This is a genomic window from Streptomyces subrutilus, from assembly GCF_001746425.1.
Taxonomy (GTDB): domain Bacteria; phylum Actinomycetota; class Actinomycetes; order Streptomycetales; family Streptomycetaceae; genus Streptomyces; species Streptomyces subrutilus_A.
This window is the reverse complement of the sequence record NZ_MEHK01000001.1, coordinates 6316201-6341158: the sequence shown is the minus strand read 5'-3', so window position 1 is coordinate 6341158 and position 24958 is coordinate 6316201. Positions and strand designations below refer to the sequence as shown.

Sequence of the window (24958 nt, the reverse complement as noted above, 5' to 3'; positions counted from 1 at the left end):
GCCAGGCCGGCAGGTGTGCGACCTGGCTCCTTTACTTCTTCCGTGACCGGCTGGATTCGACATGACCGCTCAGCGGCACGCGGATGTGCGGACGCTGAACTCGGCGGTGGAGCGGGTGGCGGTGTGGTGCGGGGCGGGGGCAGGTCGGGTGGGCCGGGCCGGGGGCGCACCGCGGCGGCCCGAGTGGTCAGCGGTCGGAGCTGAGCACCGTGCTGATGGTCGCGGAGGCGGTCCGGGCGGCCTGCTTCGGGTCCTGTCCGGTCAGGACGGCCGTCATGAAGGGCTTGATCGGGTTCTTCGCCTCGACGTCGGCCCAGCGGGCGGACTTGGGGGTGGCCCGGCCCTGGGCCGCGCCGACGGTCATGGCGGCGGCGCCCTCGTTGCCCTCGACCAGGTGCGCGAGAGTCGTCTTGTTCGGTACGTAGCCCATGGTGCGGGCGAGCTCGGTCTGCCATCTCTCGCTGACCAGGGCCGTGATCACGTGGACCGCGCCCTTCCGGTGCTTCGTGCGCTGCGGGATGATCAGGTCCGAGCCCCCGGTGAACACGGCGCCGGCCTTGTCGGAGGTCTTGCCGGGGATGGGGAAGAAGCCGAGCTTGCCCTTGAGCGCGGGGTTGGCGGCCTCGATCTCGGCGGCCTGGCCGGGCGTGGCGATGATCTGGGCGACCTGGCCGCGGGCGAAGACCTCCGACTGCGGGGGCGTCTCCTCGTCCGCCTCCTTGGGGCCGTCCCCGAGGGCTTGGAGCTGCTTGTAGAACTCCATGCCGGCCAGGGCCTTGTCCTCGTCGAGGCTGCCGACCCACTGGCCGCTGGTCTCGACGGCGAGTTCGCCGCCCTCGTCCCAGATGAAGCCGGCGAGGACGTACCAGTTCTGGCCCGCCAGGTAGATGCCCTGCTGCTGCTCCGGCTTGTCGAGCTTCTGAGTGGTCTGTATCCACTCCGCGCGGTTCTTGGGGGCGCTCTTGATGCCCGCGTTCGCGAAGAGCTCCTTGTGGTAGATCACCACCCGGTTCGCGGCGTACCAGGGGACGCCGTACTGGGCGCCGTTGACGCTTCCCGGGTCGGAGAGGCCCTTGAGCCAGTCCTTGCTGCCCCAGGAGCGCAGTCCCTCGAGGGTCAGCTCCTCCACGCCTCCGGTCTCCACGTACTGGGCGACCTGGGTGTTGCCGACCTCGATGACGTCGGCGCCCTCCTTGCTCCTGCCCTCCAGCACGGAGTTGACCTTCTCGCCGATGCCCGTCCACTCCTGGATCCGGACGTCCAGGTCCACCCCGGGGTGCTCCTGCTCGAAGGAGGCGGTGAACTTGCCGATGAAGTCCTCCGAGGCGCTGCCCTTCATCAGCCAGAGCGTCACCTTCTGCGCGCCCGCGGCCGGGTCACCCGACTGGCCGCAGCCCGTCAGGGCGGTTACGGCGGCGAGGGCGGTGCACACGGCAAGGAAGCGCATCTTCACGAAAGGTCACCTTCTGGGGACGGATCTCGGATGGCTTGAAATTGGCATAGACCAATGGGCGGGTCAAGGGCCTTTCGCTCGGGACTGTTCACGCAAAGTTCGCGGAGCCGGACTTACTGGGGCACCGTAGAACGAGGCAGAAGCCACCCAGCATCGGGAGACCCCATGTCCAATCACACGTACCGGGTGACCGAAATCGTCGGCACCTCCCACGAGGGCATCGATCAGGCCATCCGCAACGGGATCGCCCGTGCGGGCCAGACCGTGCGCAATCTCGACTGGTTCGAAGTCGTCCAGGTGCGCGGACACATCGAGAACGGGGCCATCGCCCACTACCAGGTGGGGCTGAAGGTCGGCTTCCGCCTCGAAGGCGAGGACTGAACCCCGTCCCCGGCCGCGCTCAGGTCCGCCCTTCACCCTCCTGGGCGGCCTTGAGTTCCGGCGCCTGCGCCGCCCAGTCGGCGAGGACCACCCGGAAGCCGGCGGCGCGCGCGGACTGGCAGACGAGTTCGTCGTCGTCCACGAGCATGCGCACCTCCCGGCCCCGGGCGATCCGCTTCAGCACCTCCAGCTTGGTCGTCCGGGCCGGGCGCCGGTCCTGGTTCCCGCGCATCCACACCCGGCCCTCGGGCAGGCCGTGCCGGGTGAGCCAGTCCACCGTGTCCGCCCGGCACCGCTCCGGGCGCCCGGTCAGGTACACCACCTCGCAGTCGGCCGCGCTCTCCACCGCCAGGGCCACCCCCCGCCCCAGCGGCGGATCGGCCGGCGCCGCGCCGAAGAAGCCGCCCCAGTCCCGGGGGCGGCGCTCCAGGAAGTGCTGGCGGTGGCCGGTGTCCGCCAGGGTGTTGTCGATGTCGAAGACGGCCAGGGGCCTGCGGGGGTTCTCGCTCATCCCGCAACCCTAAGGAATGCCCACCGGCCCCCGGTGTTGAGACCTGTGTGATCCGAAAACTCTCCCTCCTCGACCGGTCCCGCACCCGCGAGGGCCACCCGGCCCCCGAAGCCCTGCGGGACACCGTCGACCTGGCCCGGACCGCCGAGGAGCTCGGCTACCACCGCTTCTGGGTGTCGGAGCACCACAGCGTGCCCGGGGTCGCCGGTTCCGCGCCGACCGTGCTGGCCGCGGCCGTGGCGGCGGCCACCCGGCGGATCCGGGTCGGCACCGGCGGGGTCATGCTGCCCAACCACCAGCCGCTGGTGGTCGCGGAGCAGTTCGGGGTGCTGGAGGCGCTGTTCCCCGGCCGGATCGACATGGGGCTCGGCCGTTCGGTCGGCTTCACCAACGGCATCCGGCGGGCGCTGGGCCGCGACACCGGGGACGCCGACCGGTTCGAGGAGCAGCTGGCCGAGCTGCTGGGCTGGCTCGACGGCAGCCAGCAGGCCCACCCGCAGGTCCACGCCCGCCCCGCCGAGGGATTGCGGATACCGGCGTACGTACTGGCCACCGGCGAGGGGGCCGGGATCGCCGCCCGGGCCGGGCTGCCGCTGGTGGTGGGCGACCTGCGCACGCGCGGCCGGGTCGTGGAGGTCGTCGAGGCCTACCGCGGGGAGTTCCGGGCCTCGGCCCGGGGCGCGGAGCCTTACGTGGTGGTCTCCGGGAGCGTGGCGGTGGCCGCTACGACCGAGGAGGCCCGGCGGATCCTGGTCCCCGAGGCCTGGTCCGTCGCGTACTCCCGCACCCGGGGCAGCTTCCCGCCGCTGCGCCCGGCCGAGGAGGTCGAGGCCCTGGCCATGACCGTCAAGGAGCGGGAGCTGTACGAGGGGGCGCTGGCCGGGCACGTGCACGGCACGGAGGAGCAGGTCGCGGCGGAGCTGGCCGAGGTGGCCGAGCTGACCGGCGCGGACGAGCTGCTGGTCACCACGTCCACCTACGACCGCACGGCGCTGCTGGAATCCCACCGTAGGCTGGCCCGGATCGCGGGACTCTAAAGTAGGACGAATGCACCAGCCCCGCGACCCCCTGTCCGTCCCTGACTCCCGCGTACGCGTCCGGGGTGCCAGGGAGCACAACCTGCGCGGCGTCGACGTGGACATCCCGCGCGACGCGCTGACCGTGTTCACCGGGGTCTCCGGGTCCGGGAAGAGTTCGCTCGCCTTCGGCACGATCTACGCCGAGGCCCAGCGCCGCTACTTCGAGTCCGTGGCCCCGTACGCCCGCCGGCTCATCCACCAGATCGGCGCGCCGAAGGTGGACTCCATCACCGGGCTGCCACCCGCCGTCTCCCTGGAGCAGCGCCGGTCCTCACCGGGCTCGCGCTCCTCGGTCGGGACGGTCACCCTGCTGTCCAACTCGCTGCGGATGCTGTACTCCCGGGCCGGCACCTACCCGCCGGGAGCCGCGCGGCTCGACTCCGACGCCTTCTCCCCCAACACCGCGGCCGGCGCCTGCCCTTCCTGCCACGGGCTGGGCCGCATCCACCGCACCAGCGAGGAACTCCTCGTCCCCGATCCCGGACTGTCGATCCGTCAGGGCGCCATCGCCGCCTGGCCCGGCGCCTGGCAGGGCAAGAACCTGCGGGACGTCCTGGAGGCGCTGGGCCACGACGTCGACCGGCCCTGGCGGGAGCTCCCGGCGAAGGACCGCGAGTGGATCCTGTTCACCCAGGAGCAGCCGGTGGTGACCGTGCACCCGGTGCGCGACGCGGACCGGATCCAACGGCCCTACCAGGGCACGTACATGAGCGCCCACCGCTATGTGATGCGGACCTTCTCCGACAGCAAGAGCGCCACCCTGAGGGCACGCGCCGAGGCCTTCCTCGCCGACTCCCCCTGCCCGGTGTGCGAGGGGCGCCGGCTGCGGCCCGAGGCCCTGGCGGTGTCCTTCGCGGGCCACGGGATCGCCGAGCTGGCGGCCATGGCGCTGACCGGCCTGGACGGCGTACTGGCCGCCGCGCCCCTGGAGGACGAGGCGGCTCGGGTGCTCGCGCAGGACCTGCGCGCGCGGCTCGGGCCCGTGGTGGAGCTCGGGCTCGGCTACCTGAGCCTGGACCGCGCCGCGCCCACCCTGTCCGCGGGCGAGCTCCAGCGGCTGCGGCTGGCGACACAGCTGCGGTCGGGGCTGTTCGGGGTGGTGTACGTCCTGGACGAACCGTCGGCCGGGCTGCACCCGGCCGACACCGAGGCGCTGCTCGGCGTACTGGACCGGCTGAAGGAGGCCGGGAACACGGTGTTCGTCGTGGAACACGACCTGTCGGTGGTGCGGCACGCGGACTGGCTGGTGGACGTGGGACCGCTGGCCGGGGAGCACGGCGGGCAGGTGCTGTACAGCGGGCCTCCGGCGGAGCTGGCCGGTGTGGAGGGGTCGGCGACGGCCCGGCACCTGTTCGCGGAGCCGGAGCCGGCCGGGGCGCGGCGCCCGGTGCGCACGGCCACCGGATCGGTGCGCCTGAGCGGGGTCGACCGGCACAACCTGCGGGACGTGCACGTGCCGTTCCCGCTCGGCGTGTTCACGGCCGTGACCGGGGTGTCGGGCTCGGGGAAGTCCACGCTGGTGGGCCAGGCGCTGGCCCGGGAGGTCTCCGCACGGCTGACGGAACCGGACTTCCCGGTACGCCGGCTGGTGGAGGTGGACCAGAAGCCGATCGGCCGCACCCCCCGGTCCAACCTGGCCACGTACACCGGACTGTTCGACGTGGTGCGCAAGCTGTTCACGGCGGCGCCCGAGGCGAGGGCACGCGGATGGAAGGCGGGCCGGTTCTCCTTCAACGTGGCGGGCGGCCGGTGCGAGACCTGCCAGGGTGAGGGCTTCGTCTCGGTCGAGCTGCTCTTCCTGCCGAGCACCTACGCCCCCTGCCCGGAGTGCGGGGGCGCCCGGTACAACACCGAGACCCTGGAGGTCCGCCACGAAGGGCTGAACATCGCCGAGGTGCTGGGGCTGACGGTGGAGGCGGCGGCCGGCTTCTTCGCGCGGGTCCCGGCGGCGGCGCGCAGCCTGCGGGCGCTGGAGGACATCGGGCTGGGCTATCTGCGGCTGGGGCAGCCGGCCACCGAGCTGTCGGGCGGCGAGGCACAGCGGATCAAGCTGGCCACGGAGCTGCAGAGGCTGCGCCGGGACCACACGCTGTACCTGCTGGACGAGCCGACGACCGGGCTGCATCCGGCCGATGTGCGGGTGCTGCTGCGGCAGTTGCACGGGCTGGTGGACGCCGGGCACTCGGTGGTGGTCGTGGAGCACGACATGGCGGCGGTGGCGGGCGCGGACTGGGTCATCGACCTGGGCCCGGGCGGGGGCGCGGAGGGCGGCCGGATCGTCGCCTCAGGCACACCGGCGGAGGTGGCCGCGGCGGGGGTGGGCCGTACGGCGCCGTACCTGGCGCGGGCCCTGCGGGGGTAGCCGGGCCGGTTACGCGTCGCCCGGCAGCAGGTGCTGCGGGAGTTCGCGGAAGCTCCACTGCCCCTGGCGGCGGGTGAACATCCAGACGAGGTCGTGGCGGTCGGGCCAGGTCGCGGGCACTCCGAGGACCTCGTGGGCGCCGAGGGCGCGGACCAGGCGGGGGATGCCGCTGTGCTCCCAGCAGACGAGGACGGGCATCGGGGTGCGCAGCGCCGCGTGGACGAGGGCGGGCTCGGCGCCGACGGCGAACTCGCCGCGCACGGGGGTGCGCAGGGCGGTGGCCAGTGCCGTGACGGTCTGCCTGCACCGGGCGGGTGGCGCGCCCTTGCCGCCGGCCGCGAAGACCGCGGCGGGGCGGGGCAGGGAGGAGCCGCGGGCCGGCGGGAAGAGCCGGGGGAGCTCCTCGGCCCGGCGCCAGCCGCGGCCGGCGAGCGAGCCGGGGTCTTCCTCGCCCTCCTCGTCCCAGCCGGTGTCCCCGGCGTACGGCTTCTCGGCGTGCCGGATCACCATGATCAGGGCGTCCCCGGCCCCGGCCTGCGGGCCGGGTGCCGGCCGCCGCGCGGGTTCCTCCCCGGAGCAGCCGGCCGCGGCCAGCGGGGCGAGGGCAGCGGCCAGTACGGCTCGGCGGCGCGGTCCGGACCCGGCGGGGGCATGTGCCATGGGTGCACTGTCCCCCACGGCCGGGGCCGCGCCGGTGCGCGGCGCGGCGTACGGCCCGTACGAGCGCCCGGTCGGCGCAGCCGCCGGCCCCGGTCGGCGGAGCGGGCCGGGCCGGGGGCCGGTCCGCGTCGGCGGGGCGGGAGCCGGTCCGCGTCGGCGGGGGCGGCGGGGTCGGGCAGCCGGCCGGCCCGAGCCGCGGGGTTTCAGCCCTTGCGGATCGCCCGCAGCCACTCCTTGTTCATGGCGGCGATGGAGGGGAGCGGGATGCCCTTCGGGCAGGCCGTGGCGCATTCGCCGGTGAGGGTGCAGCCGCCGAAGCCCTCCTCGTCCATCGCGGCGACCATGTCCAGCACGCGGGACTCGCGCTCGGGCGAGCCCTGCGGGAGGACGCCCAGGTGGTTGACCTTGGCGGAGGTGAAGAGCATCGCGGAGCCGTTGGGGCAGGCCGCCACGCAGGCGCCGCAGCCGATGCACTCGGCGTGCTCGAAGGCGAAGTCGGCGTCGGCCTTGGGCACGGCGGTGGCGTGCGCCTCCGGGGCCGCGCCGGTGGGGGCGGTGATGTAGCCGCCGGCCTGGATGACGCGGTCGAAGGCGCCCCGGTCGACGACGAGGTCCTTGACCACGGGGAAGGCGGCGGCGCGCCAGGGCTCGACGTCGATGGTGTCGCCGTCGGCGAAGGACCGCATGTGGAGCTGGCAGGTGGTGGTGCGCTCCGGGCCGTGGGCGTCGCCGTTGATGACGAGGCTGCACGCGCCGCAGATGCCCTCGCGGCAGTCGTGGTCGAAGGCGACCGGGTCCTCGCCGCGCAGGATGAGGTCCTCGTTGAGGGTGTCGAGCATCTCCAGGAAGGACATGTCCTTCGAGATGCCGTCGACCTCGTAGGAGGCCATGGCGCCGGGGGCGTCGGGGCCGTGCTGGCGCCAGACGCGCAGGGTGAGCTTCATGCGTAGCTCCGCTGGGTGGGGTGGACGTACTCGAAGACGAGGTCTTCCTTGTGCAGGACGGGGGCGGCGCCCGTGAACTCCCAGGCGGCGGCGTAGGAGAACTCCTCGTCGCGGCGCGCGGCCTCGCCGTCCGGGGTCTGGGACTCCTCGCGGAAGTGGCCGCCGCAGGATTCGGCGCGGTGGAGCGCGTCGAGGCACATCAGCTCGGCGAGCTCCAGGTAGTCGACGATGCGGTTGGCCTTCTCCAGCGACTGGTTGAACTCGTCAGCGGTGCCGGGGACCTTGATGCGGCGCCAGAACTCCTCGCGGATCTGCGGGATCCGGCCGAGCGCCTTGCGCAGGCCCTCCTCGGTGCGGGCCATGCCGCAGTACTCCCACATGAGCTCGCCGATCTCGCGGTGGAAGGAGTCGGGGGTGCGGTCGCCGTTGACGGCGAGCAGCCGTGCGAGGCGCTCGCGGGTCTCCCGCAGGGCTTCCCGGGCCTCGGGGTGGGTGTCGTCGACGGCCCCGTGGTGCGGGTTGCGGGCCAGGTAGTCGTTGATGGTGGCGGGCAGCACGAAGTAGCCGTCGGCGAGGCCCTGCATGAGGGCGGAGGCGCCGAGGCGGTTCGCGCCGTGGTCGGAGAAGTTGGCCTCGCCTATCGCGAAGAGGCCGGGCACGTTGGTCTGGAGGTCGTAGTCGACCCACAGGCCGCCCATCGTGTAGTGGACGGCGGGATAGATCCGCATGGGGACCTCGTACGGGTTCTCCGCGGTGATCCGCTCGTACATCTCGAAGAGGTTCCCGTACTTCTCGGCGACCTTGTCGCGGCCCATGCGGCGGATGGCGTCGGCGAAGTCGAGGTAGACGCCCTGGCCGCCGGGGCCGACGCCGCGGCCCTCGTCGCAGACGTTCTTGGCGGCGCGAGAGGCGATGTCGCGGGGCACGAGGTTGCCGAAGGAGGGGTAGATCCGCTCCAGGTAGTAGTCGCGCTCCGCCTCGGGGATGTCGGCGGCGGGGCGGGTGTCGCCCTTGGCCTTGGGGACCCAGATGCGGCCGTCGTTGCGCAGGGACTCGCTCATCAGGGTGAGCTTGGACTGGTGGTCGCCGGTGCGCGGGATGCAGGTGGGGTGGATCTGGGTGAAGCAGGGGTTGGCGAAGTAGGCGCCGCGCCGGTGTGCACGCCAGACGGCGGTCGCGTTGGAGTTCATGGCGTTGGTGGAGAGGTAGAAGACGTTGCCGTAGCCGCCGCTCGCCAGCACCACCGCGTCCGCGTAGTGGGTGGAGATCTCGCCGGTGACGAGGTCGCGGGCCACGATGCCGCGGGCCACGCCGTCGACGGTGATCAGGTCGAGCATCTCGGTGCGCGCGTGCATCTCGACGTTGCCGGCGGCGATCTGCCGGGAGAGCGCCTGGTAGGCGCCGAGGAGGAGCTGCTGGCCGGTCTGGCCGCGGGCGTAGAAGGTGCGGGAGACCTGGACTCCGCCGAAGGAGCGGGTGTCGAGGAGGCCGCCGTACTCGCGGGCGAAGGGGACTCCCTGTGCGACGCACTGGTCGATGATCTCGACGGAGATCTGGGCGAGGCGGTGGACGTTGGACTCGCGGGCCCGGAAGTCCCCGCCCTTGACGGTGTCGTAGAAGAGGCGGTGCACCGAGTCGCCGTCGTTGCGGTAGTTCTTGGCGGCGTTGATACCGCCCTGGGCGGCGATGGAGTGGGCGCGGCGCGGGGAGTCGGAGAAGCAGAACTGGACCACGTGGTAGCCCTGTTCGGCGAGGGTCGCGCCGGCGGAGCCGCCGGCGAGGCCGGTGCCGACGACGATGACGGTGTGCTTGCGGCGGTTGGCCGGGTTGACGAGCCTGGCCTCGAAGCGGCGGCGGTCCCAGCGGTCCGCGATCGGGCCTTCCGGGGCCTTGGTGTCGGTGAGGGGCCCGCCGGTGGTGTAGCGGGTGTAGTCGTGTGCGAGGTCGCTCATGGTCAGTTCACCACTCCGGTCATGACGGCCACGGGAACGGAGACGAAACCCGCGAAGAGGACGAGGGCCAGGGCGTGGGCCAGGAACTTCAGCGCCCGCTCGCGGCGGGCGTTGCCCGCGCCGAGGGTCTGGGCGGCGCTCCAGAAGCCGTGCCGGACGTGCAGGCCGAGGGCCGCCATCGCGACGATGTAGATCGTGTTCCCGTACCAGGTGGAGAAGGTGGAGAGGACGTTCTCGTACGGGTGGCCGGCCCAGGCGCGTTCGTTGACGGTGAGCGTGGTGAGGTCGAGCAGGTGCCAGACGATGAACAGGCCGAGGATGATGCCGCCCCAGCGCATGGTGCGGGTGGCGTAGCCCGCCCGGCGGCGCTTGTGGGCGTATGTCACGGGCCGGGCCCGGATGCCGCGGCGGCTGAGCTGGTAGGCGCAGACGGCGTGCGCTACGACCGCGGCGAGCAGCACGACGCGGACGATCCACAGGGCCCACTCCTGGTGCAGGAAGGGTGAGCCGAGGGTGCGCAGCCAGTGGGCGTAGCCGTTGAACTCGTCCGCCCCGAAGAAGATCTTGAGGTTGCCGAGCATGTGCACGACCAGGTAGCCGAGCATAATCAGGCCGGATACGGCCATCACGGACTTCTTGCCGACGGACGAGTCCCAGATCGTGCGCGTGGTGGACGGCCGTCGACCCGTCCGCGTTGCCAGTGCCATGCCTTCGACCGTAAGGACCAAGGTCCTGAAAGGTCCAAGACATGATGAAGCTGATGTCCATAGGTGTTTTCTATGCAGCCGCGTATCCTGGGGCTCATGCAGTTCCAGCAGCTCCTCTACTTCGTCGCCGTCGCCGACACCCGGCACTTCACCCGGGCCGCGGAGCGGGTGCACGTGGCACAGCCCTCCCTGTCCCAGCAGATCAAGGCGCTGGAGCGGGAGCTGGGCGCCGAGCTGTTCAGCCGGGCGCGCGGCAACATCGCGCTGACGGACGCGGGCGAGGCACTGCTTCCGCTGGCCCGGCGGATCCTCGCGGACGCGGACACGGCCCGGCTGGAGGTGCAGGAGCTGGCGCAGCTGCGGCGCGGCCGGGTCCGGCTGGGGGCCACGCCGAGCGTGTGCACGGGCCTGCTGCCGGATGTACTGCGCGCCTTCCATCGCGCGCATCCGGGGATCGAGCTGCTGATCGAGGAGAGCGGTTCGCTCGATCTCGTACGGGAACTGGCGCGCGGCGCCCTGGACCTGGCCCTGATCGCACTGCCGCTGCCGCCGTCCGCTCCGGCGCTGACCACGGTGGAGCTGCTGACGGAGGACCTGGTGGTGGTCTCGTCCGCGGAGCTGCCCGCGCCGGGCGGGGGCGGGGCGCTGACCATCTCCGGGCTGCGCGACGAGCCGATGGTGATGTTCCGGCACGGGTACGACCTGCGCGAGCTGACGGTGGCGGCCTGCCGCGCCGAGGGCTTCGAGCCGGTGTTCACGGTGGAGGGCGGCGAGATGGACGCGGTCCTGGGCTTCGTCCGGGCGGGACTGGGCGTCGCGGTGGTCCCTGCGATGGTGGTGGACCGCGCGGGTCCCGGCCTGCGGACCACCCCCCTGGCGGGCTCCCCGCTGCGGCGCACGATCGCGCTGGCCCACCGCACGGACGTGGCTCCCCCGCGTGCGGCGCGCGAGCTGAAGCGGATCCTGGTGGGCTGACGGGGCGGCCGACCCCGGCGACCCGCCGTCAGCCCTCCGACGCGGCGCCGGGGCGTATGGGCAACACCTGGTCGAGCCCGCCGGCCAGCATGCCGAAGGCGGAGTCCGCGTCGGCCGCGGCCGCCGGGTGGGCCTCGTCGGCGCTCAGCCCCGCTTCGATCCGGCGCCAGTTCTCCCGGCCCAGCTCCTGGCGGGCCGTCACCAGGTGCAGCGCCGCCAGCCGGGCGGTGAGCGGCGGAGTGGACTCGGCCTCGAGCGCGGCGGTGAGCAGCTCGACCTCGCGGGCGGTGTAGCGGGCGAGGCGGGCCTCCAGGCCGGCGGTGGAGAAGACCAGCCGCTCGAAGGCGAGGACCTCGGGGTGGTCGCAGAGCCCGGTGATCGGGTCGCGGCGGTCGAGGGCCGCCAGGTAGTGCTCCCGCAGGGCGCCGACGGGCCCTTGGCCTGCGGGCCGCTCGCGCACGATGCGCGCCGCCTCGTCCTGGTGGTCGGCGAACCGGTCCAGCACCAGGTCCTCCTTGCTCGGGAAGTACCGGAACAGGGTGGGCTTGGAGACCTCCGCCGCCGCGGCGACGTCCGCCACGGAGACGGCGTCGAAGCCGCGCTCCAGGAAGAGTTCGAGCGCCGTGGCCGCCAGTCGCCGACGCGTACGCAGCTTCTTGTTCTCGCGCAGTCCTGTCGTGTTGTCGTCCATGCCCCCACTTTAACACGACTTCGTTACTCGGTCATTTTTTTGTCCGGGTAATTTTCATAACCGGGTTGCATTTTGTGGACGGAGCCGCTTTCCTTGAGACATCGACACGATGAGAGGATTTCCGATGACCGACGTACTGATCGCGGGCTCCGGCCCCACCGGACTCACACTGGCCTGTGACCTGGCCCTGCGCGGTGTCGCCGTGCGGATCCTCGAGCGGCGGCGCGCACCCCACCGCGAGTCCCGGGGCAAGGGCCTCGACCCGGGCAGCCTGGAGGTCTTCTCCCGGCTCGGCGTCTCCGACGGGGTCCGCGCGATCGGCTCCTGCGAGCCGGTCCTGCGCAAGTACTTCGACGGGGCCCTCGTCAACGACACCCCGGTCCTCGGCGGCGGCCTCCTGATCGGGCAGTGGCAGGTCGAGGAGGTCCTCCGCGAGCGGCTGGCCGGCCTCGGCGTCCGGATCGAGTACGAGGCCGGGGTCGCGGGGATCGCCCAGGACGGCACGGGGGTCACCGCCCGCCTGGCCGACGGCCGTGCGGTCCGCGCGCGTTACGCCGCGGGGTGCGACGGCGGCCACAGCTCGGTCCGGGAGATCCTCGCGATCCCCTTCGAGGGGCACACCGAGGAAAAGCCGACGATGGTGCTCGGGGACGTGAGGGCGCCGGGGCTGAGCCGGGACTACTGGCACCAGTGGTTCACGTCGGACGGCGGCGGGATACTCCTGTGCCCGATACCGGGGACGGAGGTCTTCCAGCTCCAGGCCGCGCCCGAGCAGGACGAGCGGGGAGAGCCGCTGCCGCCCTCGCTGGAGGGCTTCCAGCGGCTCTTCGACCGGTACGCCGGGGTACCGGGGATCCGGCTGGCGGATCCCACCTGGCTCTCGTCATGGCGGGCCAACGTGCGCAAGGCCGCCCGGATGCGCGCGGGCCGGGTCTTCCTCGCCGGGGACGCGGCGCACGTCCACCCGATAGCCGGCGGGCTGGGCATGAACACCGGGATCCGGGACGCGGCCGCCCTCGCCCGGACCTTGGCAGCCGCCGTCACCAGCCCGGCTCCGGACGACGTGCTGGACGCGTACGAGGCCGAGCGCCTGCCGGTGGCGGCCGAGGTGCTGGCCGACACCGCCCGGCGGATGGAACGGGTGATGGCGGCGGTCCGCGAGCCGGGGCGCGGGACGGAGGTCGGCATGAACTGACGGGCGACCGGCCGAGGTCAGGAGGCGGTGGGCACGGCGTCCGAGAGGGAGAGGGTGTGGATGCGGTCGGGGGCGCCCGGGCGGGCGTAGTACCAGCCCTGGGCGGTGTCGCAGCCGAGGTCGCGCAGCTGGGCGGCCTGGGCTCCGGTCTCCACGCCCTCCACCGTGACGGCGAGTTCGAGGCTGTGGGCCAGGGCGACGATCCCCTCCACGATCTTGACGTCGACCGGGTTGGCCGGGTTCTGCTGCATCCCCTGCGTGAAGGAGCGGTCCAGCTTCAGGACGCTGACCGGGAGGCGGCGCAGATTGGCCAGGTTCGAGTAGCCGGTGCCGAAGTCGTCGAGGGCGATGTCCACGCCGAGGGCGGCGAGGCGGCGCAGCGGTTCGAGGAGTTCGTCGTCGGCACCTATCAGCGCCGACTCGGTCACCTCCAGGCACAGCGCGCCCGGGGCGAGGCCCGACTTCTCCAGCACGGCGACGGTGTCGGCGACCAAGCCGGGGTGGTGCAGCTGGGTCGGTGAGAGGTTGACGTTGACCCGCAGGGACGAGCCGCCGTGCTGGCGCTGCCAGTTGCGGGCCTGGCGGACGGCCTCCTCCAGGACCCAGCGGCCGAGCGGCACGATCAGCCCGGTCCGTTCGGCGAGCGGGATGAAGCGGTCCGGGCCGAGCACCCCGTACTGCGGGTGCGACCAGCGCACCAGCGCCTCCGCGCCGTGCACGCTGCCGTCGTGCATGTGCACCAGCGGCTGGTACTCGATGAAGAACTCGCCGCGCTCCAGCGCCGCGGGCAGGGCGTTGGTCAGTCCGTGGCGGGTGATGGCCCGGGCGTCGGCCTCCGCGTCGGCGAACTCGAAGCGGTTGCCGCCGGCCGCCTTGGCCCGGTACATCGTGATGTCCGCGCTGCGCAGCACCTCCGCGGGGGTGCGCTCGCGGGCCGGGCCCTCGACGATGCCGATACTGCCCCGGACCGTCAGTTCGCGGCCCTCCAGCCGGATCGGCGTCGACAGCGCCGACAGGATGCGCACCGCCAGGTCGGTCACCTCCTGCTCGGTGTCGGGGCCGGTGGTCAGGGCCACGAACTCGTCCCCGCCGAGCCGGGCGACCACTTCGCCGGGGCCGGTCGCGCAGCTCTGCAGCCGGTCCGCGACCTCCACCAGCAGCCGGTCGCCCGCCGAGTGGCCGAGGCTGTCGTTGACCGCCTTGAACCCGTCGAGATCCAGGTAGCACAGGCCGAAGCGGCTGGCCCCGGCCCCGCTCAGGGCCTTCTCCAGCCGTTCGAAGAACAGCGTCCGGTTGGGCAGTCCCGTCAGGGCGTCGTGGGTCGCCTCGTAGCGCAGGCGCAGGTTGAGCAGCCGGCGTTCGGTGGTGTCCTCCATCAGCGCCAGCTGATAGCGCGGCACCCCGTCGGCGTCGCGCAGCAGGGACACCGTCAGGTTGGTCCAGAGCACCGTTCCGTCGTGCCGGTAATAGGGCTTCTCCACGCGGAAGTTCTCGCGCTCGCCGCGCACCAGCTCGCCGTGCATCCGCCACACGTGCGGGGTGTCGTCGGGGTGCCCCCACTCGCTGACCTTGCGGCCCCGGACGTGCCCCTCCAGGCCGCCGAACATCTGCAGCAGCGCATCGTTGACCTCGAGGATGTTCCCGTCCAGGTCGGCGATGCCGATCCCGACGGCCGCGCCCTCGAAGACCGCCCGGAAGCGCTCCTCGCTCGCGTGCAGGGCCTGCTGCGCGTCGATGCGGGCGGTCAGCGCCGAACGGGCGATGGCCTCCTGCTCCTTGAGGGTGCGCTCGCGCAGGGCGCGGGCGAAGCCCGCGGCGATCCCGTGCTGGAGACGGGCACAGCGCGCCCGGTACTCCTCGGTGTCGTCCATGCCGGAGCCTGCGCCCGGTCCCCCGGGCCAGCCGGGCCCGCAGTAGAGCACCAGGTACGACTCGATCACCCCGAGCGTGCCCGACAGCGCCTCCGGGTCGGTGCAGTGCACGGCGATGAGCTCCGCGCCGACCCGCTGGCCCACGGCGGCGTCGAAGGGCCGGGCGTGCAGGGCCTCGGCGAGCGTCCGGGTGAGCGGGACGAGGTGCCGTTCGAACTCGGTCCGGGTCAGCGAGGTCGCCGTGACCGGAAAGATCGCCCGTCCCCAGATGGTCGCGAAGCGGGCGATCCGGTCGTCGATACCGCCTTTGGGACCCGCCGGCGGCTCCGGAGCCGCCGAGGTCGCCGCCCCGGCACCGTGGGCCGGAGCAGCGGCGGGCGCCGCGGCGCCGGCCGGCGCGCCCGCCGTCTGTGCAGGAAGTCTCACGCCTTGCGTCCCACGCCGCCGTAGCCCGAGAAGGCGTACGGGTCCTCCGGAACGGCGCCGCCCTCCGCGGACTCGGCCCCGTCCGGCCGCCAGTCGGGCATGGACACCAGACCCGGCTCCAGCATCTCGAACCCGTCGAAGAAGCGGCGGATCTGCTCCCCGCTGCGCATCACGAGGGGATTGCGGATGTCCCGGTAGACGCCGACGGTGCCGCCCGCGACCTCCTCGGTGAGCGGGATGCCCTCGAACGAGGCGTGCGTGAGGACCAGCAGGCTGCCCGGGGCCAGTGCGTCGCGCAGCTCGGCCACGGCCGCGTACGGGTCGTCCGAGTCCTCCAGGAAGTGCAGGACGGCGACGAGCAGGAGGGCGACCGGCCGGTCGAGGTCGAGCAGCCGGGCCACCTCCGGGGCGGTCAGGATGTCCTGCGGCTTGCGGAGGTCGGCGGCGACGACACCGCTGCGCTCGTCGCCGGCCAGCACGGCCTGGCTGTGCGCGACGGCCACCGGGTCGTGGTCGACGTAGACCACGCGCGCCTCCGGGCTGGCGGCCTGGGCGATCTCGTGGACATTGCCGAAGGTGGGGATGCCGGAGCCGATGTCGAGGAACTGCGTGACGCCCTCGGCCACCGCGTACCGCACGGTGCGGCGCATGAATGCCCGGTTGGCCTGCATGATCTTGGGCAGGCCCGGCATGAATTCCATGGCCCGGCGGGCCGCCTGGCGGTCGACCTCGAAATTGTGGGACCCGCCCAGGTAGTAATCGTAGATGCGGGACACGCTCGGCACCGATATGTCGATGCCTGGCGGGGCCCAGGCGGGGCGCTCCATCGGGGTCTCCAAGCGTTGTTCCTGCGGCGGTCCGTCAGCGTTCGGACTCCTGTCCGAGCCGAATGTACTGATCATTGGCCAACGGGGCGAGCAAAAGCGGAAATTGGCGATCCGTTCTTCGTCACACACCAAACACCTGCGCGGCACCTGTCCGGAAGAATGATCGATACCGACACATCCCTTTTGGGAATTGCGCGATGAGCGCCCGGACTCGCCCACCGGGGGACGCGTGAGTGGCTCAAACCTTTCCGCTCGGCAGTCCACCCGTTCTGGCGAACAAGGCCGGACCCTCGCGTGCGCGGGCGTGCGCGAGCCCATGCTCGCCGGGTGAACAAAGCCTGTGCCAGACGCCTGCTGGCGGTCCCGGTCCTGCTGTGGGCGGCCCTGTCCGTCACACCGGCCGTGGCTGATAGCAGCGCCTACGCGACGACCGGCTCCGACGACGGCGCCTTCGCCCCCACCGTGATCGCGTCGGCCTCCAACGACGGCCGGGGCGGCGGCCCGGGTGGCGGACATCACGGCGGCCGGCGCGACGGCCGGCCCGGCGGAGGCCTCGGCGGGGACCGCGGAGGAGGCCGGCACGACGGACCCGGCGGACCCGGCGGACCCGGAGGGCACGGAGGACACGGAGGACACGGAGGGCACGGAGGACACGGAGGACACGGGGGCCACGGGGGCCACGGGGGCCACGGGGGCCACGGGGGCCACGGAAACCACCACTGCCCGCCGCCTCCCCCCCCCCCGCCCTGTCCGCCGAAGCCCTCCCCTCCGCCGCCACCCCCGAAGCCCACGCCACCCCCGAAGCCCACTCCGCCGCCTCCCCCGCCGACGCCGGCCCCACCGCCGGAGCCCGCGCCGCCCCCGCCCCCGCCCAAACCGGCGCCAAAACCCGTACCGAAGCCGCCGCCGAAGGCCGTCCCGCCGAAACCGGCGCCGCCCGCACCCGCGCCGCCCCCGGCGCCCAAGCCACCCGCCCCGCCCGCACCCGCTGCCGTGGCACCGCCGCCCGCGATCCAGCCGGTGGCCCGCCCCCGGTACCGCACACCCGCCCGCAAGCCGGTCGAACACCACGTCTCGCCGGTGACCTTCACCCTGCTGACCGCGGCTCCCGCAGTCCTCGCGATCGTCGCGCTGCGCCCCCGGTAGCCCCGCGCCCCCGGTAGCCCCGCCCCACCCGTACCCGATTGGGAGTCATCTTGTCGGAATGGCTCGTCCTGACCATCGCGATGGCCGCGGCCTGCGCCGTGGTCCTGTCCATCGCCTTCATCAACCACCGCAGGATCGGCGAGGACGACGATCCGAACGAAACCCCGGACGTCATCGAGTACATGACGATGATGATCGGGGTGATCTACGCGATCGTGCTGGGCCTGGCGATCGCCGGCGTCTGGGAGGGCCGCGGTGCCGCCCAGGAGTACGTGCGCCAGGAGGCGCAGGCCCTGCACGAGATCAGCGTCCGCTCCGAGGTCTACCCGGCCGAGGTCCGCAAGGCGATCCGCGCCGACGTGGACGCGTACGTGACGTACGTGGTGGACACCGAGTGGCGGGAGATGGCCGACCACGGCCGGCTCACGGACCGCGGCGGGGAACTGCTGGAGCGGATCCGCCGGGACGTGACCGACTACGAGCCGCAGACCGACCACGAGGGGCAGGCTTACCAGCCGCTGGTCGACCAGGTCGCCGCGGTGGACGACGCCCGCGGTGCGCGCGGCCTGGGGGCCGGAGCCACGATGCCGGGGGTGGTGTGGTTCGGGCTCATCGCCGGGGCCCTGGTGACGGTCGGCCTGATCTTCACCCTGCAGATCCGGCGCTCCTTCCGGGAGCTCTTGCTGGCCGGTCTGTTCAGCGCGCTGATCGCCTTCCTGCTGTTCCTCATCTGGGACTTCGACGCGCCCTTCGGACGGGGCATCTCGGCCACCGCCGAACCGTTCCTCTCACAGTTCCCGCACCTGGGCCTCGGGGACTGAGAGCCCCCGGCAGTCGGCGCCGGAACCCGTCGGCGAAAAGCCCGCGGCAAACCGGGGACAGGCCTCCTGTCCCCGGTTCGGCCTAGGACCATGCCCCATTCGCCCGTTCCTGATCGCGGGCGTGGTCACCCGGATCTAGCGTGGCGGACATCGAGGCGCACGACCCTCCACGTGCGGAAACCCCTTCCGCGGCTGCTCCTCGGGGATCCGGAGAATCAACCATGGGTGCGATACGTACCTCCGCCACAGCCCTGCTGAGCGCCGGCGCCACGGGCGCCGTACTCGCGCTCGGCGTCCTCGGCACGTCTGCCGCGACCGCCGCAGAAGCCCGGCAGGTCACCTCGTTCGGCTTCTCCATCACCCCGTCCACGGTCGCTCCCGGCGGCCAGACGGTCCTCTCGGTCACCGGATGCAACGCCGCCTACGCCACCGCCTCCTCCGGGGTCTTCGACACCGTGAGCATCGCCCGCGGCCAGGCCGTACGGGTCACGGTGGACCGGGACGCGCGGCGCGGAGCCGTCTACTCCGTCTCCTTCACCTGCAACGGGGAGACCGGCTCGGCCGATCTGACGATCGCGGGCGGCACGACCAGCCCGACCACCAGTTCCACCTTCACGCGGACGGCCGCCCCCAATCCCCCCGCGACCGGCTCCGCCCGGGGCGTCCAGGGCGGACTCGGCGGCAGCGCGGCCGGCGTGGACCCCGTGCAGCTCGGCGCGGGCGCGGCCCTCTTGCTCGCCGCCGCGGGAGGCACGGTGTACACCCTGCGCCGCCGCGGCAGCCGGCGGGGTCACTGAACCACCCGTCACCCCGGACCGGTGAATTGCCGTTGCCCCCCGCCGTCCCCCGTCATCGCGTTTCGGACCGCCGGTAGCCGGCCGCCCCGGGTCCTGGCCAGGCCCCGGGGCGACCGGCGGCGGGGGTGCGTTCCCGGAAGACACCCCCGAAGGGTCTGACCGGGGAGGTCGGCCGGTCAGACCCGGCCGCGCAGGGGGCGGCGACGGCGCACCACGTGGGCACCGGCGCCGAGGGCCGCCGCGCCGACGAGGCTCGCGCCGATGGCGGTCTCGGCGGTGGACGGGCCGAGGGACCCCCCGATGCCGCCCTGCGAGGGACGGCCCTCGAGGATCCTGAAGCGGGCCGTGGCGACCAGGCTGCTGTCGTTGCACTTGACCGACAGCGTGTGGTTGCCCGGCGAGGCGTGGTTGAAGATCCGGACGGTGGCGAAGCCGATGGATCCCGCGGACAGGTTGGCCGGCGGAAAATTGCCGTGCGAGGTGACGGTGCCGCCGTGTCCGCAGCCCGACGCGCTCACCTGCATCGTGGATCCCTGGTGCACGGCGAACGGGTTGACCGAGACGTTGCTCGGTCCGCCGCCCCCGCCGAGCGGTGGGTTCGCGGAGGCGAACGGAGTGCTGAGGCCGATCGCGGCGCAGGTTGCCGCCGTCACGGTGAGAGCGCGCAAAACACGCATGGTGGAACCTCCAGCGGGAAGCGCCCCGGAGCGTCGGCCCCGGATGATCGACGAGAACGCCTCCCATCTCGAACCCTCGGGGCGGCCCGCAACCTCCGCATTTCCGCCTTTGGGCCGCCCGGTTGAGCGACACGCCGGAGCGCGGGCACCGGAACTGACGGATCCGCAGGTCACGACCCGTCAGGCGTTTATGTGACGATTACCTGGATGGGCGCACCCCTTCCGGCCCCCTCCCGGCCCCCTCCCGGCCGCCGCCACCCGTTCGCCCCTCCCCTCTCGCCGTCCCGCCCGGGCGGCCTTAGCGTGCGTGAAGTAGGGCGTACCGGGGTGGGAAGGATCGCGGGTCGGGACCCCCGCGTCGGGAAGGGAGAACGATGGGCGAGGACGAGACCGGGCAGTCACGCAAGTTCTCACCGTGGGGCGTGCTCGCCCTGGTCATGCTCAGCGGCCTCGCGATGGTCCGCAACGGCGTGGACGTCGACGACGGGCCGCCCCAGCCCACCGCGGCCTCGGCCGTCGCGGTGACGGCCGACCAGTTGCCGGCGAACCCTCCGCAGGCGCCCCCGGACCTGGAGGTGTTGGAGCACTCGTCGGTGCAGCGCATCCGGATCCCCACGATCAACGTGGACGCGCCGGTGATGACGGTCGGGCTGGACGCGGAGGGCTGGATCGACGCCCCGCCGGCGCAGGACCGCAATCTGGCCGGCTGGTACCTCAACGGCATCTCGCCGGGCCAGCGGGGCTCGGCGGTGATCGTGGGCCACGTGGACAACGCGCAGGGCCCGGCGGTCTTCTACGGCCTGGGCTCGGTCAAGCCGGGCAACCACGTCGAGGTGGAGCGGTACGACGGGCGCACTGCGGTGTTCGAGGTGTACGGCGTGGAGGTGTTCTCCAAGGACGCCTTCCCCGGAGCCCGGGTGTACGGGGACACCGGGCACGCGGAGCTCCGGGTGATCACGTGTGGCGGGGGCTACTCGAAGTCCCGGGGCTACGAGGGCAACGTGGTCGTCTTCGCCCGGATGGTGGAGACCCGCTGAGCGGAGCCGGGCGCCGCCCCGCCGGTCGGAGCATCAGCGGGGCGGCAGCGCGGGCAGGGTCATCCGGTAGCCGCGGGCGAGCAGCTGGGGCAGGTACGAGCCGATCGCCCGGACGCTCTGCGACCGGTCGCCGCCCGCGTCGTGCGACAGCACGATCACGCCGGGCCCGGCGCCCTCCAGGACCCGGGAGATGATCGTGGTGGTCCCGGGCTCCTTCCAGTCCAGGGTGTCCACGGTCCAGGCGAGCGGCTCCATGCCGAGTTCGGCCCCGATCTCGAAGGCGGCCCGGTTCCACGCCCCGAACGGGGCGCGGAACCACACGGGTGCCTCGCCCACCGTCTGCTGTACGACGTCGCTGGTGCGGCCGATCTCGGAGACGAGGGCGGGCCGGCTGAGCCGGGGGATGAGCGGGTGGGTCCAGGTGTGGTTGCCGATGACGTGGCCCTCGTCGGCCATCCGGCGCAGCAGGTCGCGGTTCTCGGCGGCCATCTCCCCGCAGACGAAGAACACGGCGCGCACCCCGTAGCGGGCGAGGGTGTCGAGGATCCCGGGGGTGTAGCGGGGGTCGGGGCCGTCGTCGAAGGTGAGCACCATCGCGTTCCCCGAGGCCGCGCCGGGCGGCAGTTCGAGGATGGGGCGGGTGCGGACGGCCGGCTTGGCGAGGGGCGGCCGGGCGGGCGCCTCGGCGGTCATCGGCCGCAGGCGGTAGGACTTCTCGAGTCTGCCGTCGGGGAGCATCCCGGGGGGTCCCGCCGCCGGGTTCGGGCCCGGCCCGCCCGCGGGGGCGGGGCCGGATCCGGACCGGGGCGCGCCGCCCTCGCTGCCCGCGTCGATCAGCCCGGCGGCGGCCGCGATTCCGAGGAAGACGGCGGTACGCAGGAGCACGCGTCGCCCTACTGTCGGCTCGTCATTTTTCATTATTACTACGTATCAACGACATCGCCGTTGATGTCGAGAGGCGCGGACGCACCCCGCTCCCCTCACCCGATCAGCCGCGCCTCACCAGGGGGAACGGCAGCGTCTCGCGGATCGTCAGGCCGGTGAGGAACATGACGAGGCGGTCCACGCCGATGCCGAGGCCGCCGGTCGGCGGCATGGCGTACTCGAGCGCGTCTAGGAAGTCGTTGTCGAGCTCCATCGCCTCCGGGTCGCCGCCCGCCGCCAGCAGGGACTGGGCGGTGAGGCGGCGGCGCTGCTCGACGGGGTCGGTCAGCTCCGAGTAGGCGGTGCCCAGTTCGGTGCCGAAGGCCACCAGGTCCCAGCGCTCCGCGAGCCGCGGGTCCTCGCGGTGCTGGCGGGTGAGCGGGGAGACGTCGGTCGGGAAGTCCTTGTAGAAGGTGGGCAGCTTGGTCCGCTCCTCCACCAGCCGCTCGTACATCTCCAGGACCACGTCGCCGCGGGTGTCCTCGGGGGCGTGCGGGACGGCCGCCCGGTCGCACAGCCTGCGCAGGACGTGCTCCTCGGTGTCGGCGTCGACCTCCTCGCCGAGGGCCTCGCTGATCGCCCCGTACATCGTCTTGACCGGCCAGGGTCCGGAGATGTCGTGGACGACGAGCTTCCCGTCCGGCCCCGCCTTGTGGGCGACGGGCGAGCCGAAGGCGGCGGTGGCGGCGCCCTGGATCAGCTCCCGGGCGAGGTCGAGCATCACGTCGTAGTCGGCGAAGGCCTGGTAGGCCTCCAGCATCGTGAACTCGGGGTTGTGCTTGTAGGAGACGCCCTCGTTGCGAAAGGTGCGGCCCATCTCGAAGACCTTCTCCATGCCGCCGACGCACAGCCTCTTGAGGTACAGCTCGGGCGCGATGCGCAGGTACAGGTCCAGGTCGTAGGCGTTGATGTGGGTGCGGAAGGGGCGGGCGTTGGCGCCGCCATGGATCTGCTGGAGCATCGGGGTCTCGACCTCCAGGTAGCCGCGCTCCAGCAGCCCCTGGCGCAGCGCCTGGACCGCGCTGGAGCGGGCCCGTACGACGTCCCGTGCCTCGGGGCTCGCGACGAGGTCGAGGTAGCGGCGCCGGACGCGGGCCTCCGGGTCGGCGAGGCCCTTGCGCTTGTCGGGCAGGGGGCGCAGGCACTTGCCGGTGAGCTGCCAGGAGCACACGACGAGGGAGGGTTCGCCGCTCCTGCTGGTGCCGACCTCGCCGCTCGCCACGACGTGGTCGCCGAAGTCGACCTGGGAGGTGAAGGTGTCCAGTACGGCGGGTCCGGCCTCGTCGCGGGTGAGCATCAGCTGCATGTCCCCGGACCAGTCGCGCAGCACGGCGAAGACCACGCCGCCGAGGTCGCGTACGACCATCACGCGTCCGGCGAGGGTGGCCTGCTCCCCCGAGCGGCTGCCGGGCGGGCGGTCGGACAGGGTGCTCCTCAGCTCGGCCACGGTGTGGGTGCGCCCCCGGATCCCGACGGGGTAGGGGTCGGTGCCGGAGGCCCGGATGCGCTCCATCTTGTCGTGGCGCACGCGCACCTGCTCCGGAAGGCGCTCGGCCTGCGCGGCCAGGGCCTCCTCGCCCACGGCCTCCAGGTTCAGGGAGGCGATGGAGGGCAGCCCCTCGGTGGTGGCGGGGGCGGTGAGGCCCTTGGGATGTCCGTTGCCCCACAGGGTGCGCAGGCTCGGCACCGAGACGAAGCCCTCGGCGATGCCGGAGGCGAGGCTGACCCGGGCGAGCGAGCCGGCGTCCTGGTAGCAGAGGAACCGCGGGTACCACTCGGGGCCGTACTTGACGTTCGAGCGGTAGAGGGCTTCCAGCTGCCACCAGCGGGAGAAGAAGAGCAGCAGCTTGCGCCACAGCTTCAGGACGGGGCCGGCGCCGATCCGGCCGCCCTCCTCGAAGGCGGAGCGGAAGACGGCGAAGTTGAGGGAGATCCGGCGCACGCCGAGGCCGGGGGCGGCGGCGCAGAGCTGGGCGACCATGAACTCCATGACCCCGTTGGGGGCGGTGCGGTCGCGGCGCATCAGGTCGAGGGAGATGCCGTCCTTGCCCCAGGGGACGAAGGACAGCAGGGCGATCAGCTCCCCCTCGGCGTCGAAGGCCTCGACGAGCAGGCAGTCTCCGTCGGCGGCGTCGCCGAGCCGGTCCAGGGCCATGGAGAAGCCGCGCTCGGTCTCGGTGTCGCGCCACCGGTCGGCCCGGTCCACGATCATCTGCATCTCGTCCTCGGAGAGGGCGCCGTGGCGGCGGATGCGGGTGGTGGCGCCGGTGCGCTGGACGCGGTTGACGGCCTGGCGGGTGACGCGCATGTCACGGCCGTCGAGGTCGAAGTGGGCGACGTGCAGGATGGCCTCGTCGCCGAGCTGGAGGGCGCTGAGTCCGGAGCGGGCGTAGGCGGTGGCGCCGTCCTCGGAGGCGCCCATGACGGCGGGCTGCCAGCCGTAGCGGCGGGCCACCGCCAGCCAGGCGTCGATGGCGGGGGTCCAGGCGGCGGGATCGCCCACCGGGTCGCCGCTGGCGAGGCAGACGCCGGCTTCGACGCGGTAGGTGACGGCGGCCATGCCGTTGGGGGCGAAGACGACGGCCTTGTCGCGCCGGGTGGCGAAGTAGCCGAGGGAGTCGCTCCGTCCGTAGGCGCCGAGCAGGGCGCGGATGCGGGGTTCCTCGTCCCCGTGCAGGGCGGCGGTCAGGCGCTGGGAGCGCAAGAGCGTCGCGGCGGCGTTCAGCAGGGCGAGGGCGCCGAACAGGCCGAGCAGGAAGTACAGCGGGCGGGGCGGGCGGCCGTCGAACTGGCGGGCGGAGAAGAGGCCGCCGAAGACCTGCTTGGCGGCCCAGTCCAGCCACTGGCCCTTGGGCAGGGTGCCGGGGAAGAGGGCGACGAGCCCCCAGCCGACGAGCACGGCGGCGAGCAGGCCGAGGCCGAGCACCATGAGGGCGCGCCACAGGGCCCCGGGCCGGGAGGCGGCGTAGAACTCTTTCCGGGCGGCGATCAGCAGGCCCAGGGCGGCGACGGCAAGCGCCAGGGAGGTGAAGCCGATCCAGTAGTCGCCGATGGCGATGTCGATGACGTCGTCGAGGAGCAGCAGGGCCAGATAGGTGACGACGATCCACCAGGCGACCTTCTTGCGGGTGCCGAGTGCCGCGGCGAGCAGGAAGAGGAAGACGGCGTAGGCGAGGTTGGCGCTGACCGGTACGACGAACAGGTCGAGGAAGCGGACGACGTGCCTGAGCAGACGCCGCAGCGTCGGGGAGAGCGCCAGCAGGGCGCACAGCAGACCGAGCGCTCCGAAGAACGCGCCGAATCCGTCGGGTACCCGGTTCAGGAAGCCGTTCCGGGTTCCGCGCGTCTGCTCCACGGTGGCACTCATGGTTCGCACTGTAGGGAGGGCGTCGGCGGTCCGCTCGGCGAGCCGACTGGCCTCGGGAGGGTGACGCAGCACGTGAACACGGGATTCGAGCGGGGTGCGGACGGTCCGCAGGTGATCCTCGCCCGGGTTGACGGGTCGGAGTGGTCGTCGGCGCC

Annotated in this window: 21 protein-coding genes; 9 read left to right on the top strand and 12 right to left on the bottom strand. The window is 72.8% G+C overall.

Annotated elements, in window-relative coordinates; genetic code table 11:
- Nucleotides 1-187: 187 nt before the first annotated feature.
- The gene (locus BGK67_RS29085; RefSeq protein WP_069922860.1) at nt 188-1453 is read right to left on the bottom strand and encodes an extracellular solute-binding protein; all 1266 of its coding nucleotides are present in this window, start codon (nt 1451-1453) and stop codon (nt 188-190) included.
- Between the two features lie 165 nt (nt 1454-1618).
- On the opposite strand from BGK67_RS29085, the gene BGK67_RS29080 reads away from it, so the two are divergent.
- Entirely contained in the window at nt 1619-1834 is a 216-nt protein-coding gene (locus tag BGK67_RS29080; protein ID WP_069922859.1) for a dodecin, read from the top strand.
- A 19-nt stretch (nt 1835-1853) separates the two neighbouring features.
- Here the strand turns inward: BGK67_RS29080 and BGK67_RS29075 are convergent, their stop codons facing one another.
- Nucleotides 1854-2345: a phosphatase domain-containing protein gene (locus BGK67_RS29075; RefSeq protein ID WP_069922858.1), complete on the bottom strand. Its 492-nt coding sequence runs from the start codon at nt 2343-2345 to the stop codon at nt 1854-1856.
- Between the two features lie 47 nt (nt 2346-2392).
- Here BGK67_RS29075 and BGK67_RS29070 point away from each other — a divergent pair, with 47 nt between their 5' ends.
- Nucleotides 2393-3382: an MsnO8 family LLM class oxidoreductase gene (locus BGK67_RS29070; protein WP_069922857.1), complete on the top strand. Its 990-nt coding sequence runs from the start codon at nt 2393-2395 to the stop codon at nt 3380-3382.
- A gap of 10 nt (nt 3383-3392) precedes the next feature.
- Nucleotides 3393-5786, top strand: coding sequence for an excinuclease ABC subunit UvrA (locus tag BGK67_RS29065; protein WP_069922856.1), 2394 nt, complete (start codon nt 3393-3395; stop codon nt 5784-5786).
- Nucleotides 5787-5795: 9 nt separating this feature from the next.
- Here BGK67_RS29065 and BGK67_RS29060 read toward each other — a convergent pair whose 3' ends face one another.
- The 4 genes from BGK67_RS29060 to BGK67_RS29045 form a co-directional block, all read right to left on the bottom strand.
- Nucleotides 5796-6446 (bottom strand): hypothetical protein, encoded by a 651-nt coding sequence (locus BGK67_RS29060; RefSeq protein WP_244291346.1) that lies wholly within the window; start codon nt 6444-6446, stop codon nt 5796-5798.
- Nucleotides 6447-6649: 203 nt separating this feature from the next.
- A complete protein-coding gene (locus BGK67_RS29055) occupies nt 6650-7390 on the bottom strand; it encodes a succinate dehydrogenase/fumarate reductase iron-sulfur subunit (protein ID WP_069922855.1) in 741 nt (246 codons plus the stop codon).
- On the bottom strand, nt 7387-9342 hold the full coding sequence (locus tag BGK67_RS29050; RefSeq protein ID WP_069922854.1) for a fumarate reductase/succinate dehydrogenase flavoprotein subunit: 1956 nt from the start codon (nt 9340-9342) through the stop codon (nt 7387-7389). Before BGK67_RS29050 ends, BGK67_RS29055 begins: the two co-directional genes overlap by 4 nt.
- 2 nt (nt 9343-9344) lie before the next feature.
- Nucleotides 9345-10049: a succinate dehydrogenase gene (locus tag BGK67_RS29045; protein ID WP_069922853.1), complete on the bottom strand. Its 705-nt coding sequence runs from the start codon at nt 10047-10049 to the stop codon at nt 9345-9347.
- Between the two features lie 96 nt (nt 10050-10145).
- Between BGK67_RS29045 and BGK67_RS29040 the strand changes: the two genes are divergently transcribed.
- A complete protein-coding gene (locus tag BGK67_RS29040; protein WP_069924182.1) occupies nt 10146-11024 on the top strand; it encodes a LysR family transcriptional regulator in 879 nt (292 codons plus the stop codon).
- A gap of 28 nt (nt 11025-11052) precedes the next feature.
- Here the strand turns inward: BGK67_RS29040 and BGK67_RS29035 are convergent, their stop codons facing one another.
- The gene (locus BGK67_RS29035; RefSeq protein WP_069922852.1) at nt 11053-11715 is read right to left on the bottom strand and encodes a TetR/AcrR family transcriptional regulator; all 663 of its coding nucleotides are present in this window, start codon (nt 11713-11715) and stop codon (nt 11053-11055) included.
- 124 nt (nt 11716-11839) lie between these two features.
- Between BGK67_RS29035 and BGK67_RS29030 the strand changes: the two genes are divergently transcribed.
- Nucleotides 11840-12910: an FAD-dependent monooxygenase gene (locus tag BGK67_RS29030; protein ID WP_069922851.1), complete on the top strand. Its 1071-nt coding sequence runs from the start codon at nt 11840-11842 to the stop codon at nt 12908-12910.
- A gap of 17 nt (nt 12911-12927) precedes the next feature.
- Here BGK67_RS29030 and BGK67_RS29025 read toward each other — a convergent pair whose 3' ends face one another.
- Both BGK67_RS29025 and BGK67_RS29020 read right to left on the bottom strand, forming a co-directional pair.
- The gene (locus tag BGK67_RS29025) at nt 12928-15081 is read right to left on the bottom strand and encodes a putative bifunctional diguanylate cyclase/phosphodiesterase (protein WP_107489025.1); all 2154 of its coding nucleotides are present in this window, start codon (nt 15079-15081) and stop codon (nt 12928-12930) included.
- A gap of 122 nt (nt 15082-15203) precedes the next feature.
- A complete protein-coding gene (locus tag BGK67_RS29020; protein WP_069924181.1) occupies nt 15204-16034 on the bottom strand; it encodes an SAM-dependent methyltransferase in 831 nt (276 codons plus the stop codon).
- 993 nt (nt 16035-17027) lie between these two features.
- Between BGK67_RS29020 and BGK67_RS39105 the strand changes: the two genes are divergently transcribed.
- From BGK67_RS39105 to BGK67_RS29010, 3 genes are all read left to right on the top strand, one after another.
- A complete protein-coding gene (locus tag BGK67_RS39105; protein ID WP_167739603.1) occupies nt 17028-17180 on the top strand; it encodes a hypothetical protein in 153 nt (50 codons plus the stop codon).
- 50 nt (nt 17181-17230) lie between these two features.
- Nucleotides 17231-18001, top strand: coding sequence for a bestrophin-like domain (locus tag BGK67_RS29015; protein ID WP_069922849.1), 771 nt, complete (start codon nt 17231-17233; stop codon nt 17999-18001).
- A 221-nt stretch (nt 18002-18222) separates the two neighbouring features.
- Nucleotides 18223-18798 (top strand): hypothetical protein, encoded by a 576-nt coding sequence (locus BGK67_RS29010; protein ID WP_069922848.1) that lies wholly within the window; start codon nt 18223-18225, stop codon nt 18796-18798.
- A 176-nt stretch (nt 18799-18974) separates the two neighbouring features.
- On the opposite strand, the gene BGK67_RS29005 is transcribed toward BGK67_RS29010, so the two are convergent.
- Nucleotides 18975-19475 (bottom strand): hypothetical protein, encoded by a 501-nt coding sequence (locus BGK67_RS29005; protein ID WP_069922847.1) that lies wholly within the window; start codon nt 19473-19475, stop codon nt 18975-18977.
- 374 nt (nt 19476-19849) lie between these two features.
- Here BGK67_RS29005 and BGK67_RS29000 point away from each other — a divergent pair, with 374 nt between their 5' ends.
- Nucleotides 19850-20512 carry a class F sortase gene (locus tag BGK67_RS29000; RefSeq protein WP_069922846.1) on the top strand — a complete coding sequence of 221 codons (663 nt, stop codon included), beginning with the start codon at nt 19850-19852 and terminating at the stop codon, nt 20510-20512.
- A 33-nt stretch (nt 20513-20545) separates the two neighbouring features.
- Here the strand turns inward: BGK67_RS29000 and BGK67_RS28995 are convergent, their stop codons facing one another.
- Nucleotides 20546-21430 (bottom strand): polysaccharide deacetylase family protein, encoded by an 885-nt coding sequence (locus BGK67_RS28995; protein WP_069922845.1) that lies wholly within the window; start codon nt 21428-21430, stop codon nt 20546-20548.
- Nucleotides 21431-21500: 70 nt separating this feature from the next.
- Nucleotides 21501-24803 (bottom strand): bifunctional lysylphosphatidylglycerol synthetase/lysine--tRNA ligase LysX, encoded by a 3303-nt coding sequence (gene lysX, locus BGK67_RS28990; RefSeq protein WP_069922844.1) that lies wholly within the window; start codon nt 24801-24803, stop codon nt 21501-21503.
- Nucleotides 24804-24958 lie beyond the last annotated feature (155 nt).